The sequence below is a fragment of the Rhizobacter sp. P5_C2 genome (assembly GCF_054049715.1).
Genome location: NZ_JBFULV010000042.1, coordinates 17,497 through 36,095 on the forward strand (window position 1 = coordinate 17,497; position 18,599 = coordinate 36,095).

General features: G+C 71.2%; 11 protein-coding genes. 4 read left to right on the top strand and 7 right to left on the bottom strand.

What is annotated here, in order from left to right:
- Positions 1 to 28: 28 nt before the first annotated feature.
- Together ACXJLU_RS17065 and ACXJLU_RS17070 are read right to left on the bottom strand one after the other, a co-directional pair.
- Complete coding sequence (locus ACXJLU_RS17065; RefSeq protein WP_457332938.1) at positions 29 to 1,303, bottom strand: hypothetical protein; 1,275 nt, start codon at positions 1,301 to 1,303, stop codon at positions 29 to 31.
- Positions 1,296 to 3,725, bottom strand: a complete 2,430-nt coding sequence (locus ACXJLU_RS17070) for a hypothetical protein (RefSeq protein WP_457332939.1) — start codon at positions 3,723 to 3,725, stop codon at positions 1,296 to 1,298. The genes ACXJLU_RS17065 and ACXJLU_RS17070 overlap by 8 nt, the downstream gene beginning before the upstream one ends.
- A 216-nt stretch (positions 3,726 to 3,941) precedes the next feature.
- Between ACXJLU_RS17070 and ACXJLU_RS17075 the strand changes: the two genes are divergently transcribed.
- Both ACXJLU_RS17075 and ACXJLU_RS17080 read left to right on the top strand, forming a co-directional pair.
- Positions 3,942 to 5,969: a CHAT domain-containing protein gene (locus ACXJLU_RS17075; RefSeq protein WP_457332941.1), complete on the top strand. Its 2,028-nt coding sequence runs from the start codon at positions 3,942 to 3,944 to the stop codon at positions 5,967 to 5,969.
- Positions 5,970 to 5,986: 17 nt separating this feature from the next.
- Positions 5,987 to 10,603: an NACHT and WD repeat domain-containing protein gene (locus tag ACXJLU_RS17080; protein ID WP_457332943.1), complete on the top strand. Its 4,617-nt coding sequence runs from the start codon at positions 5,987 to 5,989 to the stop codon at positions 10,601 to 10,603.
- On the opposite strand, the gene ACXJLU_RS17085 is transcribed toward ACXJLU_RS17080, so the two are convergent.
- From ACXJLU_RS17085 to ACXJLU_RS17095, 3 genes are all read right to left on the bottom strand, one after another.
- Entirely contained in the window at positions 10,569 to 10,916 is a 348-nt protein-coding gene (locus tag ACXJLU_RS17085) for a CU044_2847 family protein (protein ID WP_457332945.1), read from the bottom strand. The genes ACXJLU_RS17080 and ACXJLU_RS17085 overlap by 35 nt on opposite strands.
- A gap of 66 nt (positions 10,917 to 10,982) precedes the next feature.
- Positions 10,983 to 11,984 (bottom strand): S1C family serine protease, encoded by a 1,002-nt coding sequence (locus ACXJLU_RS17090; RefSeq protein ID WP_457332947.1) that lies wholly within the window; start codon positions 11,982 to 11,984, stop codon positions 10,983 to 10,985.
- A gap of 110 nt (positions 11,985 to 12,094) precedes the next feature.
- Positions 12,095 to 13,243: a GGDEF domain-containing protein gene (locus ACXJLU_RS17095; protein WP_457332949.1), complete on the bottom strand. Its 1,149-nt coding sequence runs from the start codon at positions 13,241 to 13,243 to the stop codon at positions 12,095 to 12,097.
- 227 nt (positions 13,244 to 13,470) lie between these two features.
- On the opposite strand from ACXJLU_RS17095, the gene ACXJLU_RS17100 reads away from it, so the two are divergent.
- Both ACXJLU_RS17100 and ACXJLU_RS17105 read left to right on the top strand, forming a co-directional pair.
- Positions 13,471 to 15,471 (top strand): putative bifunctional diguanylate cyclase/phosphodiesterase, encoded by a 2,001-nt coding sequence (locus ACXJLU_RS17100; protein ID WP_457332951.1) that lies wholly within the window; start codon positions 13,471 to 13,473, stop codon positions 15,469 to 15,471.
- Between the two features lie 37 nt (positions 15,472 to 15,508).
- Entirely contained in the window at positions 15,509 to 16,147 is a 639-nt protein-coding gene (locus tag ACXJLU_RS17105) for a LysE/ArgO family amino acid transporter (RefSeq protein WP_457332953.1), read from the top strand.
- On the opposite strand, the gene ACXJLU_RS17110 is transcribed toward ACXJLU_RS17105, so the two are convergent.
- Both ACXJLU_RS17110 and ACXJLU_RS17115 read right to left on the bottom strand, forming a co-directional pair.
- A complete protein-coding gene (locus tag ACXJLU_RS17110) occupies positions 16,068 to 17,354 on the bottom strand; it encodes a PEP-CTERM sorting domain-containing protein (protein WP_457332955.1) in 1,287 nt (428 codons plus the stop codon). The two genes, ACXJLU_RS17105 and ACXJLU_RS17110, sit on opposite strands and share 80 nt — an antisense overlap.
- A complete protein-coding gene (locus ACXJLU_RS17115) occupies positions 17,351 to 18,541 on the bottom strand; it encodes a hypothetical protein (protein WP_457332956.1) in 1,191 nt (396 codons plus the stop codon). Before ACXJLU_RS17115 ends, ACXJLU_RS17110 begins: the two co-directional genes overlap by 4 nt.
- Positions 18,542 to 18,599 lie beyond the last annotated feature (58 nt).

An 18,599-nucleotide genomic window follows, 5' to 3' on the forward strand; every position in this document is an offset into this window, starting at 1 on the left:
GTGGTGGGAAGGGGGGAGGTGGTCGGGATCAGGCGGCCTGCAACGCGCCGCCCATTCGCAGCATCGATTGCTGCTGTTGTTCGAGGATGCGTTTCGCCTCCTGCGGCTGGCCGCCGCAGCGCGCGAGTTGCAGGCCGGTCAGCCCGAGCGTGCGCAGCGGCTCGGTCCACAGCCAGTGGGCCGAGCTGAACAGCGCCGGGCCGAGCGTCGACTGCAGTTCGTCGAGCGCGGCCGGGCTGACGCGCTCCGGGCGCAGCAGCTCGCGCAGCGAGCGGCCGCGGAAGCAGCGCATCGGCGTCTCGACCAGCAGCCGCGCCAGTTCGGGCAGCAGCGGCTGCGAATCGGTGATCAGCGCGCGCGTGCCGCTGTCGACCCGCTCCAGCGGGTGCAGCCCGGTCCACGCGAGTTCCAGGTCATCCCACGGGCCGGCGCCGTAGCAGTGGCGGCACAGCGCCGCGCCGAGCTGCACGCGCAGGTAGCTGACCGGGTGCGGGTCGCCCGGCGAGAAGCGGAACACCAGGCTCGGCTCGCCGGACAGCACGTCGTGCAGTGCGGCCACGCTCGCGAAGCCGGTGTGGCCGAAGGCGAACGCATCGGCCGCGATCTCGCTGGCCCAACTGGCCCACACGTCGGCCAGCTCACCCCGCGAGCCGGCTTGCACCAGCCCATGCTGCAGCAGCGTGCGCAGCTCGTCGTTCCAGCCGGTGATGTGCGCCGCCTGGTGGCCGGCCTCGTGGATCAGCGCGGTCGGCCGCAGCAGGTTGTGGCGGGTGATCTTGATGGTCGCGACCGGGCACACCGCGCCGCCGTCCCACAGCCGCAGGCCGGCTTTCATGATCGCGGCGCCGGCGCCGCTGTCGAGGTAGGTCAGCACCACCGGCGTCGGGTGGCCGAGCTCGTCGAGCACCTGCGACATGCTGCGGTAGGCCAGGCTGTCGCAGGCGCGCAGCATCGCGGCCACCTGCGGGTTGGTGCGGGTGTTGATCGCGTCGGCAAAGAAATCCAGCGTGGTCTCGGTGCGCAGGTACTGGCGCCGAAAGGCCAGCAGCAGGCGCCGCACCTGCGCCTGCGCGGCCGGGCTGCGCGCGGCCTGGGCGTGTGCCAGCAGCACCTGCGCATCGGCGGCCAGCGCATCGACCTTGGCCTGCAGGTGGCGGCGCAGCGCGAGCCCGAGGTACTGCTCGAGCCGGCCCCAGGCCACGTCGCCGGCCAGGTCGTCCAGCGCCAGGCGCGACGCGGCCAGCACCCAGTGGGCGATCTGGCGTTGCGTCTGCAGCGCGGCAGCGGCTTGCAGGTCAGCCACAGCGGTGCCCCGGTGCCACCGTGACCGTCACCGCGGGCGGCGGGTCGAGCGCGAGCTGGGCCGGTGCCGCGCCGCGGCCGCCCATCGCATCGCACACCGCCTTCAGCGACGGCGGGTGGGCGATCGCGAAGCGCAGCGTGACGCCGTCGGCCGCGTTCTCGGTGGCCGCGATGAAGGCCGCCGACTGCGCCTGGATGAAGCTCGCGAAGCCCTGCACCAGCCAGTTCTGCAGCGCCGCGCCGTAGCGCGCGGCCTGGGCCTGCGGCAGGTTCTGCAGCGTTGCAGTCGCGGTCGGCGATGCGCCGGCGTTCACGACCCGCAGACCGCGTCCCGGCGGGCCGGACAGGATGTGCTTCAGCCGGCCCTGCAGTGCGCGCGCGAAGACCGAACTCAGCATGCCGGCATTCGTCGACTGGCGCAGCCGCATCGCGAGCTTCTGCGCCTTGGCTTCGCTCAGGTAGATGCAGGCGCGGATCTGGTCCTGCGTGCAGTCGAAGCGCAGGCCGAGGTGCATCGCGCGGCGGGCGTGAGCGTGGCCATGGCCGTGTCGATGCCCATGACCATGCCGATGCATTGCATGCGGACGCCGCCCGCCGGCGTCGATGCGGTAGAAGCGCTGGCCCATCGCCGGCCGCTGCCCGTTGCCGTCGAACGCACGGCCGAGCCCCGGCGCGCCGAGCAGCGTCGCCGCGGCCTGCGGTGTCAGCGGGTGCAGCTCCTGGCTGCCGAGCGCGCCCGAGGGGTCGCCCTGCTCGAACTCGTTGCGCGCGATGTCGGCCAGGCTGGTGCCGGGCAACGCCTCGTACAGGTGCAGCTGCGCATCGGCCGCCTCGCCTTCGGGCAGGCCGAGCTGATCGTGCAGGAAGTCGGCCAGCGGCGCGCCCTCGAAGCTCGCGACCTCGGCCGCCATGTGCGGCGTGATGCGCACGTCGAACACCCGCGTGCAGCGCTTGTAGCGCTTGCGCCCGCGCAGCGGCAGCATCACCCAGCCGGCGTCGATGCCGGCCTCGAGCAGCTCCGGCCGCTGGCGGTAGGTGCCGGGCGGCAGCACCGCCGGCAGGTTGGCGGCGGCTGCCTGCTCGAAGGCCTCCATCGCATAGCCCTCGAGCAGCTCGGGCTGGTCGAGCACATGGTCGGGCAGCGCGGCGATGCGGCCCACCGTCTCCTCGACGGTGGCGGCGACGGCCGAGGCGGCGAGGCCGGCTTCCTGCTCTTCCGTCATCTCCAGGTTCAGCAGCTTCAGGCCGGAGTCGACGATCGCGCGCGACAGCACCGCGGCCTGCTGCGGGCCGATCAGGTTGGCGATCAGCTTGGCCAGCAGCGGCGACAGGAAGTTGATCACGCGCGGCCGGCCGATCAGGCGGATGCCGAGCTTCAGCACCGGCAGCACGGCCGGGATGAAGTTCTCCATCATCGGCTGCGGGCTCTCGCCGGGCCGCAGGTCCTGCAGCTCCTGGATGAAGCGCTCGCGGGCGTCGTCGAGTTCGGCGAACACCGGTGGCGCCTCGGCCTGGCCGAGCGCGACGGATTGCGCGACCTCCATGTCGAGTTGCGTCTCGTCCTGCGCGAGCACCGCGTTGGCGACCTGCTGGTCGAACTCCTGCTGCGGCAGCGGCGCGTCGGCGCCGGCCACGGCCTGCACGCCGGCGGCGGCGAGGTCGGTGTCGGCAGCGGTGGCATCCGTGGGGGCGGGCGCCGGTGCCGGCTCCGGCGGCGCGAAGCCGAGCTTGCGTGCGAGTTGCAACGCGATCGGCTGCACCGGCGCCGGCAGGTGGCCGATGGCCTTCTGCAGCACGCGTTGAAGCAGCGGCTTGACCAGCGCCTTGATGCGCGACAGCAGCGGCCCGAGCGTGAGCTTCGTGATGCCCTGGATCGCGGTGCCGGCGACCTTCTTCACGACACTGCCGACCTTCTTGAGCAGCTTGCCGAAGAACTGCTCGAACTGCGGTTCCTGCTGCATCTCGTAGCTGACGGTCGGCGCACAGCCCTCCAGGAAGGCATCGACCTCGCCCTCGACCAGCCCGGCGCCCTGGCGCGGGGCGAATTGCTGCGCCATCGCGTCGACCATCGCTTCGCATTCGCGCACCAGCGGCGAGAAGTGCTGCATCACCGCGCGGTCGGCCTGGCCGCGCTGCATGCCGGCGGAGAGTTGCCGGTCGTGCAGCGCGCGGGCATGGCATTCGAGCTCGAACAGTGCCTCGTCGAACTCCTCGTCGTGCAGTTCGTCGATCAGCCCGGCATAGGCTTCGCGCATCGGGTCGTCGTAGGCGGTTTCGTCGTCGCCGGCCTCGTACACCGAGACGAAGGGCGAGCGCGTGGCGGCGCGCTCGGAGATGCCGTAGCCGACGGAGGTTTCCGATTCGGCGGGCGGCCTGAAGCTGTCGAAAGCCAGGAACGGCGCGGGGATGGTGGCAACACTCACGGCAGGCACTCCTCGTTGGATTCACGGACGGGACGCCGCGGAACGGCATCTCTTGACTGTGAAAACGCAAAGGCCGGCGCGACTCCGACAGCGCGAACTAGGGGGGTGGGCGCCGGCCCCCCGGAGTGCGGGGGAATGGGCGCGGCGTCCGTCCGAATGGGGATGCGCCGAGCCGGCCAGCGGCGTCCACTCGACCTGTTTCTCCCGAGGCCACCGATGATCGACGCCTACCGGAATCTCGACATCCGACTGTTCAACCATGTCCACGCCGCAGACGGGGAGCGCTTCTGCGTGCAGGTGGAGTCGTCGCTGGCAGGCGGGCAGGGGGTTGCGGAAGAGGTGTGCGTCCCCGAGGACCTGGCGCAGCAGCTCGCGGCGCTCGACGCGCGCCGGCTGGGCGGCCAGCGCAGCGAGCTGATCGCGCTCGGCCAGCGCATCGGGGCCTTGCTGCTGCCGCCGGTGGCGCGCAGCTTCTTCACCAGCTCGCTGGCGAAGCTGGCGCCGAACGAGGGCCTGCGCCTGCGCATCAAGTGCAGCGCGATCGCGCTCGACGTGGTGCCCTGGGAATTCGCCTACGTCGAGCGCGACCTCGACGGCGGCGGCGAAGCGCTCGGCCTGCGCGGCTTCCTGGTGGGCGACAGCCGCGTCTCGGTGGTGCGCTACGAGGTCTGCTCGCAGCTCGCGGCGCCGGTGCAGGGCCGGCGCGCCGGCTGGCGGCTGCTGGCCGTGCCGTGCGAGCCCGAAGACCGCCGAACGCCGGGCCAGCCGCTGCAGGTCGACCAGGAGCTGAAGAACCTGCGCGAGGCCATCGCCGGCGTCGGCGGGCTGGAGATGCTGGTGTGCCAGCCGGCCACGCGCGAGGCGCTGCAGCGCGTGCTGCTCGACGGCACCGAGATCTTCCACTTCAGCGGCCATGGCGAGGTCATGACGCCGGCCCACGGCGGCGCGCCGTCGGCCCACCTGATCCTGCAGCGCGACGACGGTGCGAGCGACCCGTGGGAGGTCGATGCGCTGGCGCGCTCGCTGGCCTCCAAGGGCATCCGGCTCGCGGTGCTCGCGGCCTGCCAGTCGGCGCGCACCGACGGCCGCAACAAGTGGGCCGGCGTCGCGCCGTCGCTGGTGCGGGCCGGCATCCCGGTGGTGATCGGCATGCAGTACTCGGTGTACGACGCGAGCGCGGTCGCGTTCTCGAAGATGCTGTACCTGGCGCTGTCGCGCGTCGACACGATCGACGAGGCGATGGCCGAGGCGCGCGGCGCGATCATGAACCTGAACCTGCAGACCGGCCGTGATTTCGCGACGCCGGTGCTCTACATGCGCATCGCCGAAGGGCATGAGCTGGGGCTGCGCGCTGCGCTCGCGGGGCCTGCCGCCGCGCCGGCCGCCGTGCGCGCCGGCTCCAGCAGCGAGGTGGCGATCGTGCTGTCGGAGATCGCCGAGCTGCACGACCACAAGGTGGTGCACGACGCGCTGCATTCCACGCGCGGCGACCTCACGATGATCCAGCTGCGGCGCGACGAATTCCCGGCCGGCAGCTCGCTCGCGCAGTTCTCGGCGCACTGCCGCGACATGAAGAAGCGCCTGCTCGACGTGCGACGCGTCGCGCAGCAGGAGCGCTGCGACGCGCAGCTGATGCTGCCGCTGATCGAGGAGTTCGCGGCCGCGGTGGGCACGCTGGAGGAGGCGCTGGCCCAGCGCTCGGTCGACCGGCTGGACGATGCACTCGCCGCGTTCGACACGCTGCTGACCGTGCAACCGGCGCTGATCGACACGACGATGGCCTCGTTGGCGAAGCACCTCGACCTGGAGCTGCTGCTGGCCTTCCTGGGCGGCGTGGGCGCCGATTTCGACGCGAGCGCGGTCGAGGAGATCCGCGCGCTCGGGTTGCGGCTGCGCAAGGGCGCGACGGTGCACACGCTGTGCCAGGGCCTCGACAACCGGCTCGCGGTGATCCGCAAGGCCGCCGAGGCGCAGCGCTTCCACGAGATCCGCCGGCAGTGGCGGGTGCTGTCGGATTCGATCACGCGCATGCTGCCCGACTGGACCTCGGCCGGCTGCGCCGACCTGGGCCGCCATGCTGCGCTGCTGGGCAGCGGCGTCGCGGCCAACGATGCGCTGTCGACCTGCACCGCGTTCGGCGAGTTCTGCGACGACTTCGACTATGGCTTCTACACCATCGATTCCGATCTGAAGCAGCTGTGCGGTGACATGAAGGACAAGGTGTCCGGCGGGCGCCGCGCCTGAGCCGCCGAGGAATCGCGATGAACCTGCCGGACCGACTGCCGTTCCAGACGATCGCCGACTTCCAGGAGGTGCACGAGGCCTTGATGCTGCGGCTCGACCAGGTGGAGCTGGAGGTGGTGGAAGCCGAAGCGACGGCCGACGCGGGCGGCGCTGCGGGCGATGCCCCGGACGCCCCCGGCGACCACCACGCCGAGCGTGAGCGGCAGCACCTGATCGGCATGTTCCCCGATGTCGCCGCCTTCCTGCAGCGCGGCTCGGCCGGTGGCGCCTACCTCGACGAGACGAAGGAGCGCCGGGCCTGCCAGGCGATGCTCGACTACTGGGCCGGCCGCTGCTACAGCCACGGCCTGGACGTCACGCGCCCGCTGCTCGTGCCGCACGATCCGGCGCTGCTGCCGCAGTTGTCGGACGAGGCCTGCCCGTACCTCGGGCTGGCGGCGTTCGGCGAATCCGATGCGAAGCACTTCTTCGGCCGCGACGACCAGATCGCGGCGCTGGTGGAGCGGCTGCGGCGGCAGCGGCTGCTGATCGTCACCGGCGCGTCGGGCAGCGGCAAATCGTCGCTGGTGCTGGCCGGGCTGGTACCGGCGCTGCGCCGCGGCGTGGTGGATGGTGGTGCGGTGGATGGAAGCGCCGCCTGGGTCTACCCGCCGCCGCTCACGCCAGGCGTGACGCCGCTGCGCCAGCTGGCCCACGCGCTGGCGCTTGCGGCCGCCGGTGGCGCACCGGAGCCCGACGATGCCACTATCGCCGACCACGCGGCGCAGTTGCTGCGCGACCCCGGCCATGCCGTCGCGATGCTGTCGCCGGTGGAGCAGCCGGTGCTGCTGGTCGTCGACCAGTTCGAGGAGGCCTTGACGCTGCGCACCGAGCAGACCTCGGCGGCGCACCTCGCGTTCGTCGCGGCGCTGTGCGCGGTGGTCGATGCGCCCGGCCCGGCGCACCGCGTCGTCGCGACGATGCGCAAGGATGTCGAGCCGCAGCTGGCCCGCGAGTACCCCGACCTGAACCGCCGCTACGGCGAGGCCGAGTTCTCGGTGTACTCGATGGAGGCGACGCGGCTGCGCGAGGCGATCGAGCGGCCGGCCCAGCAAGTCGGGCTGAAGTTCCAGGACGGGCTGGTCGACGAGCTGATCAAGAGCGTGGTCGGCGAGGACGCCAGCCTGCCACTGCTGCAGTTCAGCCTGACCTCGCTGTGGGCGCGGCGCAAGGGCAACCTGATCACGCGCGACGCGTATCGCGAGGTCGGCAGCCCGCGCCAGGCGATGGCCGAAGCGGCCAAGCGGGTGTACGACGAGCTGCCGCGCGAGCAGCAGCTGGCGGCGCAGAAGGTGTTCCTCGCGCTGTCGCGCCCCGGCGAAGCGGCCAGCGTGTTCCGCAGCCGCGCGACGCGGCGCGTGCTGCACGGCGTGGCCCACCCGCCCAACGTCGAGGCGGTGCTCGACAAGTTCGTGCGGGCGCGGCTGGTGCGGCTCACACCGGCGCCGTCGGGCGATCCGATGGACGACGTGGCCGAGGTCGCGCACGAATCGCTGCTGCGCAACTGGGACCTGCTCGACCACCTGTTCGCCGAGCAGCGTGTCGAGCGCGAGCGCCGCGCCTTCCTGCGCAAGCAGGCCGAGAAGTGGCGCGAGGGCGAGTTCGACAAGGCCTTCCTGCTCAGCGGGCTGGCGCTCGAGCAGGCCAATGCGGAGTTCGACCGCGGCGCGATCACGCCGCTCGAGCGCGAGTTCCTCGATGCGAGCGATGCGGCGGAGCTGGCGCTGCAGTACGCGCGGGCGGACGAGGAGGCGAAGCGGATCGCCGTCGAGAGCGAACGCGCCGACCTGGCGGAGGCGCGCATGCTCATCGAGAAGCAGGCCACCGCCCACCAGGTGCATGCCAACCGGCGCATCGCGAAGCGGCTGCGCTGGGCCACGATCGCCGGCTTTGCGGCGCTCGGGCTGTTCGTGCTGGCCATCTTCGGCTGGATCGCCACGTCGGCGGCGCAGCGGCAGGCCGAGCGCGAGAAGGACAGGGCGAACAAGGAGGYCGTCGCGCTGCTCGACAAGGCGAAAGCGGATGCGCAGGTCGCCTACCGCAATGCTGACCTTGCCAAGCAGGACGCCATGAAGATCAGCGAGGCCGCGGTAGCGGCCCGCGCAGAGGCGTCGCTGCTCAGCGGACAGGCGCAACAGCAGGCTGCCGTGGCGCAGCGTCGGGCTGAGGCAGGGCGCGTTGCCCTGGCGCAGGCGGAACGGCAGCGCGATGACGCCTGGCTGACGATGCTGGCCTCGAATGCGCGCAGCGAAGCCGCAGTCAATGCGGAAAAGAGTCTGGCATTGGCCAACGACGTCTTCGAGCACGACCCGCGGCGGCAGAGCGCCGTGGTGCCTGGCGTGATCGAAGCCACTGAGTACCGCAGGGCATCACAGCAGCTGACGAAGGAATTGCTGGGGTCGGTGGATGCGCTGGTGCTGGCACCCGATGGGCAGCACCTGCTGGTGGCCGTTGCCGACGGTGTCGACGAGTGGGAGCTGGGCATGCCGGCGCTGCGTCCGCAACGTCGGCTGGCCTGGCCGGTCGTGCCGGGTATCGTGCGCAACCTTGCCTACGGACCCGATGGCCGGCAGGTGGTGGCGGCCACCGATGTGGGCGTGGTGCTATGGCCTGCCCCTGCGACGGAGCAGGCCTCGGTTCAGCCGCGTGTGCTCGAAGGTGGCGGCGATGTCGGTCATCTGGGCTTCAGTCCCGACGGTCGGCTGCTCGCGGGCATCGCCGTCGATGAGAGCGAAGTGCGGGTGTGGTCGGTCGACGATGGCAGGTTGCTGTTCATCCGGCGTCCGAAGAATGCCGACACGGGCGTGGTCGGAGGGCTGATGGGAACGGCATTCCGTGCCGGAGGGAAGGAACTCGTCGCCATGCAGCGGCCCGGCTGGCCCGGCTTCGCGGTGCGGCTGTTCACCTATGACGACAAGGGCACGCTGATCTCGAGCGTCGACGCGCAGCCGTGCAGGGGCCTCGGCTATACGTTCGCGCAGGGCGGCGGCACGCTGGGTGTGGCCGTCCTTCCGCAACTGTGCCTGCTGGACCTGCAGCGCCTGCAGGGCGAACGCCGGCTGCCGTACCAGCGCATCGACCGCAGCGAATCGGGTGGCGTGGACGACATCGTCATCAACCGCGACGGGCGACGCGTCGTCAAGCTGTTGCGGGGAACCGGCGAGGTGCGGGTGTCCGACCTTGTCTCGGGCGGGCAGTGGCGGCTGCAGAGTGCGTTCGACCTGCCGGTGCGCGATTCCTACGAGTCGCTGGTGAGCTTGAGCGACCAGGGCAACCGGCTGGCCATCAAGGCGGCCGATGGCGCGGTGCGCGTGTACGACCTGCGGCCGCGGCTGCGCCCGCTCGGTGACCGTGTTGCCCCCTTGTGGGTGAGCCGCGACGAGACGCGGGTGCTGACCGCGATGCGCGGTCCTGCGGGCGATGGCCTGGAATTGCGCAAGTTGCGTGATGGTCAATTGCTGCAGCACCTGGACACGCCTGATCTGCATGACTCGGCGATCGAGGTCGGCGTGTCGCCGGACGAATCGGAACTGATGCTCGCGGGCCGGTGCGAGACGGCCGAGCGTCAGTGTCTGACCGGCTTCGATCTCGTGAGCGGCCGCCAGCTGTCGCGGCACCGGCATGACGGTGTCGTAACGCACGACGAAGATCTGTACTTGGTGCGCGACGGCAGTGAATGGATCCTCTACACGACCGCCGAACAGCCGGTGTTCCGCATGGCTGATCCCGGCGACGGCGGACGTGGTGCGAGGTTCAACCCGCGGGCCGCTTCGCTGGTGCTCGGCCATGCCCGGCTGTTCGCGACGAAGACCGTGTTGCCCGGCCGGGTGCGGGTGGAGGTGCAGGTGATCGAGCGGGGCGTGCCGCGCGTGGTGCGACGCATCGAGCGCGAGGCGCCGGACGGCATGAACATGGCGCTGCGCGGCGGCGGCCGGGTGCTGCAACTGTGGGATGCCCGGCACACCGAGCTGTGGGACCTGCGCTCCGAGTCGTCGACGCCGTCGCTGACGCTGGGCCCGTCCTCGCGTGGCGGTCTCTTCGTCAACGAGGCGACAGGGCTCGTGGGGGTGCGCCAGCCTTCCGGATGGGAGCTGTACGACCTGCGCACCGGCAAGTTGCCCGAGCACCTGAACCTGCGCGCCCAGATGGACATCGATCCGACAGGGCGCCATGCCTTCGGGAAGAGCGAGTTCGGCGACGGCCTGGAGGTGCGTCTGCTCGACGATCCGGCTGCGCCACCGGTCGTGTTGAAAGGCTGGCCTGCCCAACCAGGCTTCAGCCGCAGCGGCGAGGTGATGGCGGTGCGCCTGCCGGACCAGCAGCGTCTGCGCATCTACCGGCTGCCGTCGGCCGAACCGATCCTCGAAGCGGACCTGCAGGTCTTCCCTTCGACGCAGCTGACGCCCGGGGGCGGCTACGTGATTGATCGCAACGGCCGCATCATCCCGAGCGACGGCAAGCGGGTGATGGAGGAGGCGCAGGCACAGGCCAGCCGCGACCTCGAGCCCGGCGAGCGCTGCCGGCAGCTCAACGCGCCATCGGACTGTCTGGATGCAAAGCTCAGCCCGCGGCGGCCTTCTTCCAGCTCGCGCTGACCTTGATCGAGCCGTTGGCCTCGCCCTTCGTGATGCAGGGGATGCCGGCCTCGCCCTTGAAGCCGAGGTTCAGCTCGACGCTCCAGCTGTCGGGCTGCGTGGCCTCCAGCGCTTCGCGCACCGGCCGCGTCACGGCGGCCAGCAGGCTGCGCATCTCCTGGCCGACGTCGCGCACCTTGTCGGCCACCGCACCGCGTTCGGCCAGGCCGCCGCGCTCGACCAGTCCGGCGGAGGCCGGCACCAGGAGGGCATCGGCGGCATCGACCTCGACGCTGAGCAGCACGCCGTCGATCAGGATCTCTCGTGTGGCCATGGGGGTTCTCCAGACGCGTTCGATCGCGTCCGTCGAGCATAGGCGCCTCGGCCGGCGCGGTCCTCGTCAGGGTTGGGGATGCGCGACCGTCGGCCGCACCGTCAGGTACATCGGCTGGCCGGTCGCGTTGCCGCGCAGCAGCTTCAGCACGCAGTCGCGGTTGACGCGGCTCGCGTCGAGCGCCTGGTGCAGCCGGTCGACCGACTCGATTGCCAGCCCGTCGATGCCGATCAGCAGGTCGCCTTCGCGCAGCCCGGCGCGCGCGCCCGGGCTGCCCGGCTCGACCGCCGAGACGCGCACGCCGTGCGACTGCGCGAGCCCGAGGCCGACGACGATGCGCCGGTCGAGCGCCGTCGTGCTGCCGCCGACGCCCAGGTAGCCGCGCTGCACGCGGCCGTGCTGCAGCAGCTGCGGGATCACCCATTCGGCGATGTCGATCGCCACCGCGAAGCTGATCGACTGCGCGCCGCGGATGATCGCGGTGTTGACGCCGATCACCTCGCCGCGCGAGTTCAGCAGCGGGCCGCCGGAGTTGCCGGGGTTCAGCGCCGCATCGGTCTGGATCACGTCCGGAATCAGGCGCCCGGTGCCGGCCCGCATGCTGCGGCCGAGCGCGCTGACGATGCCGGCGGTCACGGTGTGCTCGAAGCCGAGCGGGTTGCCGATCGCGATCGCGATCTCGCCGCGCTTGAGCAGCGCCGAGCGGCCGATCGGCAAGGGCGTGAGCCCACCGCGCGACATGCCGTCGATGTGCAGCAGCGCGAGGTCGGTGTCGGGGTCGTCGCCGACCCAGCGCGCATCGAACTCGCGGCCGTCGCTCAGCGACACGCGCTGGCGCGTGACCTGCGGCGACGGCAGCGTGGCCGCGCCGGCGCGCGTCACGTGCGAGTTGGTCAGCAGGTAGCCGTCGGGCGTGAACAGGAAACCGGAGCCGCCGCCGAGCGCCGCGTCGCGGTCGCTGCTGCTGCCCACGAGCTTGACCGACGCCACGCTCGGCCCGGCGCGCTCGACCACGTCGGACACGGTCTGTGAATAGGCATCGAGCAGAAAGGCGTCGTTGGCACCCATGGGGGGATCCTCCAGACAGCGCATCTGGGACCGGGGCGGCGCGCTTTCAAGTACCCCGTTCGCCCTGAGCCTGTCGAAGGGTGGGCTGAGCTTGTCGAAGCCCTGGTCGCCTATCCCGACACCACCCTGTCCCGGCCTTCCGCCTTCGCGCGGTACAGCGCGTCATCCGCGCGCTGCAGCACCTGCTCGGCGTTCTCTCCCTCGCGGGCGGTCGCCAGCCCGATGCTGACCGTGATGCTCAGCCCGGCGGACACATCGCCCCAGGCCTCGCCCGCCACCGCGCGCCTGACCCGCTCGGCGATCGCCAGCGCCGTCGGCGGCTCGCTGGTCGCGAGCAGCAGCAGGAACTCCTCGCCGCCGTAGCGGCCGATGCGGTCGTCTGCCCGCAGCGAGCGCACCGCGCCCAGCACGAATCGCCGCAGCGCGGTGTCGCCGACCAGGTGCCCGTGGCCATCGTTGACCAGCTTGAAGTGATCGAGGTCCATCAGCGCGACCGACGGCCGCGCGCCGGCCTGCAGCGCGTCGTCCAGCGCGCCGAGGATCGCGCGGCGGTTCAGCGCGCCGGTCAGCTCGTCGCGCGTGGCCAGCGCATGCAACTGGTTCTGCGCCTGCGCGAGCTCGCGGTTGCGCGTGCCCAGCAGCTGCCGCACCGAGGCGCCATACAGCCCCACCACCGCGCAGCGCCCGATCGCCAGCGACAGCCACATCGCCGACAGCGCGGCCTGCCACGGCGTGGCGCACGGCAGTGCCGGCGCGCGGTCCGCCAGCCCGATGGCTGCTGCCAGCCCGAGCGAGATCGTCACCCACAAGGGCAGCAGCTGGCGCGGCGTGAGCCGCAGCGCGCTGAACGCGAACACGATGAAGACGATGGTGATCGACAGCACGCCGACCTCGGGCGCCAGCACCACCATCACCAGCTGCAGCCCGGAGGCCGCCAGCATCTGCGGGCCGGTCAGGTACGGGTCGGCGAAGCGCTCGCTCCAGCCGCGGTGCAGCATCAGGAAGAAGGCCCCGCCGGCGAGCGCACCGCCGACCAGGTAGACGAACGGGGCCAGCAACCCGACCGCGCCGGCGACATGCAGCAGGAACAGCAACACCGCATCGATCGCGTAGCTTGCGACCACCATGCGCAGCATGCGCATGCGCTCGCCCCGGCGCCGCAGCGCGCGGGCGGGGAGGTCTTCCGGCATGGCCGGCGGCAGGTGGCTGCCGGCGGCGGGAAACGGAACGGGTGGCAGGCTGGAGGGCAGGGTGGGCACGCCCTCAATCTCGGCCCGCGCCGTTGCTTCTTGAGTGCACGGGCCGTGCCATCGTCCACGCCCGCACCGCCGGAGCGCCTTCGGGCGTGCATATCTCACGCAACAAGGGGAGGGCGTTGACCTGCGGCGCCTCAGGTCGGCTCCGGCGCTGCCGATATCCCGCGTTGGAAAGCCGTCGCCTTGGCAGTTGGACCAGGCCCGAACGGCTGCCGGAGTTCCGAATTCGAATGACCTCGCTCAATCCCACGTGGCGCGCGCTGCTCGGCTGGCTGCTGGCCGGCGCGCTCGCGTGCGCCATGGTGGCCTGGGCGATGAAGACGGCGTCGCGTGCGCAACTGCGTGCCGATGCCGAGCACAGCGCGCTGCAGTGGGCGAACTACGTGCGCGACACGGTGCCCGAACTCGACACCATCTTTGCCGGCGAGCCGTTGACGCCGGCCGCCATCGAGCAGCTCAGCCGCCTGCGCCACCTGGGCGAGGTGTTCCGCTTCAAGCTCTACGACCCGCACGGGCGCGAGCTGCTGGTGTCCGAGCAGCTCGGGCTCGGTGCCGACGAGCTGGCGCGTGCCCGCGCCGTCGCGCCGCTGGACACGTTGGCCCGCAGCCCCGAGGTGCGCGACCTGGTGCTCGGCGGGCGCAGCATCGTCTACCTGCGGCATTCGCAGCGTGTCGACCGGCCGAGCGTGTACAGCGAGGCCTACATCCCGGTGCAGGGCGCCAACGGCAACGTCGGCGGCGTGGTCGAGGTGTATGTCGACCAGGCCGATCGCGCCGCGCGCATCGCGTCGGCCTTCTTGCGGGTGGCGATCGCGGTGGTGGCGGCGCTGGGGCTGCTGCTCGGACTGAGCCTGTGGCAGTGGATGGTGCGCACGCGCCGCGAGCGCCAGGTCGAAGACAAGGTGCGCTTTCTGGCCGAGCACGACCCGCTGACCGGGCTGATGAACCGCGCGAGCTTCAACGCCGCGCTCAGCGAGGCCGAAGCGCGCTCGCGTGCCGGCGGCCCGAAGTTCGCGGTGCTGTGCCTTGACCTCGACCACTTCAAGCTGATCAACGACACGCACGGCCAGGCGGCCGGCGACGCCACGCTGTGCGCGGTCGCGGCGCGGCTGCGCGACGTGGTGCGGCAGTTCGACCTGGTCGCGCGGTTGGGCGGCGACGAGTTCGCGATCCTGCAGAGCGGCGTGCGTGGCTCGGACGACGTGTCGTCGTTCGCGCAGCGCGTGGTCGACGTGCTGGCCGTGCCGCACGAGCTGGGCGACCGGCGCATCGAGGGCGGCGCGAGCGTCGGCGCGGCGATCTACGGCACCGACGGGCTCACGCGCGACGAGCTGCTGCACAAGGCCGACCTGGCGCTGTACCGCGCGAAGGCCGACGGCCGCGGGCAGTTCAGCTTCTATGACGCCGCGATGGATGCCGACCTGCAGCTGCGCCGCGCGCTGGTGCACGACCTGCGCCACGCGATCGCGGACGAGCAGCTGACGCTGCACTTCCAGCCGCTGTTCGAGGCCGAGGCGCTGCGGCTGAGCGGCTACGAGGCGCTTGCGCGCTGGTCGCACCCCGAGCGCGGCGCGATCTCGCCGGCCGAGTTCATTCCGCTGGCCGAGCAGGCCGGGCTGATCGAGCCGCTGGGCCGCTGGGTGTTGCTGCGGGCCTGCGAGGAGGCGGCGCGCTGGCCGTCGCAGCTCGAGGTGTCGGTGAACCTGTCGGCCGCGCAGTTCCAGGGCGACCTGATCGGCGTGGTGTCGGAGTGCCTGACGCGCTCGGGGCTGGCGCCGCAGCGGCTGCAGCTGGAGATCACCGAATCGCTGCTGATGCGCAACACCGAGCAGGTGCTGCAGACCTTGCAGACGCTGCAGGCCCTGGGCACGCGCATCGTGATGGACGACTTCGGCACCGGCTACTCGAGCCTCGCCTACCTGTGGCGCTTCCCGTTCAACAAGGTCAAGATCGACCGGGCGTTCACGCAGAACATGGAGCGCGACCCGAAGGTCGACCTGATCGTCGGCTCGATCGTCTCGCTCTCGCATGCGCTCGGCATGAAGGTCAACGCCGAGGGCGCCGAGACGGCGTCGCAGCTGGCGCGGCTGCGGGCGCACGGCTGCGACGAGATCCAGGGCTTCCTGCTCGGCCGGCCGGTGCCGGCGCACCAGCTGCGGCACGACGATCCGCAAGGCTGGCGGTCGCCGCGCCGCGAGCCGCGGCTGAGCACGCTGGATCCAGTGATCTGAAGCGACCACGGGGGTCCAGGGCGCGACAATGCCCGCCATGACTTCCGCGAGTTCAGGATTGCTGTTCTTCCAGTCGCTGCTGATCGGCCTGTCGATCGCGGCCCCCGTCGGCCCGATCGGGCTGCTGACGATCCAGCGCACGCTCGACGCCGGCTGGCGCGCGGGCCTCGCGACCGGCCTGGGCGCCGCGGCGGCCGACACCGTCTACGGCGCCGTCGGGGCGTTCGGTGCCACTGCGCTGATCGCGTGGCTGGTCGGCGCGAAGCTCTGGCTCGCGGTGTTCGGCGGGCTGGTGCTGCTGCGGCTCGCGTGGTCGGGCTGGCACCAGTCGGCCGGTGGCGAAGCGAGCGCCGCGCCGGCACCGGTGCCTTCGCTGTGGACCTGCTTCGCGACCACCTTCGCGCTGACGCTGTCGAACCCGATGACCATCGTGTCCTTCATCGCGATCTTCGGTGCGATGAGCGCGCAGGTGGCCGGCGGCTCGCCCTGGGTGATGGTGGCCGGCGTGCTGGTCGGCTCGGCGCTCTGGTGGCTGGTGCTGTCCGTCGGCGTGGGCCGGCTGCGTCACAGCTTCCGGCCCGCGTGGCGGCGCGCGATCAACAGGGCATCGGCATTGCTGCTCGCGGGTTTCGCGCTGTGGCAGTGGGGCGGCCTGCTGACCCCGATGCTGCATTGAGGCGCCGCCGCGCCGCGCCGCCGATCAACAGCAGGCCCACGCCCCACAGCGCGAGCGTGGCCGGCTCGGGGATCGGCGAGATCAGGTAGGCGTGGCCGTAGCCGCTGTTGACGACGAACTGGCCCTGGTCGTTGATGCCGGTGACGTTGCGGAACCAGTCGCCGTCGGCCAGCGTGAACAGGCTGTTGACGTCGATGACGCCCTGGCCGTTGGCGCCGGTGATGAACGCGAAGTCGCGCCCGAAGCGGTTGTTGTGGATCGTGCCCGCGATCTGCCCGAACTCGTTGATGGCGGAGGTGTCGCTGAACGAGGCCGGCCCGTACTGGCCCGACCCACCCAGGTTGCCCGGCGTGTAGTTGTCGATGCCCGAGAAATCGAGCGGCTTCACGGTGCCGGAATCGTTGCCGATGTAGGCGTTGCGGCCGACGTACTCCTGCGGCCCGATGTAGGTGCCGGCGATCTGGCCGTTGTTGTTGATCGAGCTCTCCTGGTAGTGCACCGCCGCGGGCAGCGCGACGGGGTTGCTGCCGTTCGCGCCGGTCACGAAGGTGCCGGCCTGGTTCAGCTCGCTGTAGCCGATGTGGCCGACCACGCGGCCGGCGTCGTTGAGGCCGTTGCCGAACAGCGGTTGCCCGTTCAGGCTGCCGAGCGCGCGCATCGACTGGCCATTGGCATCGGTGATGAAACCTTGCTGAGGATCCAGCACGTCCGGGTACGTAGGCAAGTCGTTCCTCGCGCCCCCCGTCATGCCGATCACCTGGCCGCTGGCATTGATCGCGGTGGCCATGCTGTTGACGGCGCCGAGCGTGCCCAGGTCCTGCAGCGTCGTGCTGTTGCTGCCGCGCAGGAACGCGTGGAAGCCGCCGGTGGCCGTTTGCGCGGCGCCGACCACCTGGCCGGCGTCGTTGATGCCATACGCCTTGCTCCAGCTGCCGCCGAAGCTGCCGACGCCCGTCAGGCCGGTGCCGTTGGCGCCGCTGACGAAGCCTCGGTAGTCACCGACCGACGACCAGCCGTTGAAGCCGTTCGTGTAGGCGTACCCGCTGACCTGGCCACTGTTGTTGAGGCCGGTCGCGTACATCAGGTCGCCGGTGCCCAGCTGGCCGATGTCGAACAGCTGGTACTGCGTGGTCTGCGCCTGGGTCGGCGCGCTGCAGGCGAGGCCGGCGGCCAGCGCCAGCGAAGCGACGAGTGCGGGTGTCTTCATGAGGTCTCCCTGAGGTTCGAGGATGTGCGGCCGCGCCAGCCGATGAGCAGCAGCCCGCCGGTCCACAGCGCGAGCGTGACCGGTTCGGGGATGGGCGAGATGAGATAGGCATGGCCCCTCGCGGTGTTCGCGATGAACTGGCCGAGGTTGTTGACGCCGGTCGCGTAGACGAAGTGGTCACCGTCGCCGAGCGTGAACAGGCTGTCGAGGGAGACGGCGCCCTCGCCGTTGGCACCGGTGATGAAGGCGAAGTAATCCGCGGCGTGGCCGTTGCTGAACATGCCGGCCACCTGGCCGCTGTCGTTCAGTGCCATCGCCTTGCTGCCGGAGATCGGGCCGTACTGGCCGAAGCCGCCGAGGTTGCCGTATTCATAGCCTTGCACGTTGCCGAAATCGATGTGGGTCTCCACGCCGCCGGGCGTGCCGATGAAGGCGTCGGCGTACAGGTACGCAACCCCATACAGGCCGGCCACCTGGCCGTGGTTGTTGATCGCGTTGACACCGATGGTGTCGTCGAAAACGGCGCGGGGCGAGGTGGCATTCGGTCCGGTCACGAAGCTGCTGCCGTAGTTGGTAGGGCTCATTCCACCGGCCACCTGTCCGCGGTCGTTGATGGCGTGGCCGAACAGCGGTTGGCCGTCCAGGCTGCCGAGGGCTTGCAGGTTGCTGCCGTTCGGGCCGGACACGAAGCCGCGCGGGTCGCTGCCGTTCGGGTTGGAGCCGCTCGCGACACCGACCACCTGGCCGCTGGCGTTGATTCCGGTCGCGGTGCTGTTGGTGCTGCCGGCGAGCGTGCCGACGTCGGTGAGCGGGCCGCCGGCGGTGCCGATGAAGGCGCGGAAGCCGCCCGACGCCGTCTGCGAATCGCCGACCACCTGGCCGGCGTTGTTGATCGCGAAGGCGCGGCTCCAGCTGCCGCCGAGCGTGCCGAGGCCGGTGAGGCCGGTGCCGTTCGGGCCGGTCACGAAGGCGTTGTAGAGGTCCGAAGCCGAGTCGCCGCTGCGGCCATCGCCATACGAATAGCCGACGACCTGGCCGAGGTCGTTGATGCCGGTGGCCCACATCTGCTGGCCGGGCGTGAGCGAGCCGAGGTCGAACAGCGAGTACTCGGTGGCCTGCGCGAGCGGGGGCGCGACCAGCGCAACCAGCACCGCGATCGCAGCCAGAAGGCGCGGCGTCTTCGTCATGGAGATCTCCCTCGGCGGCGGGCACCCGGGCGGATGCGCACGTGAATCGAAATCTAGG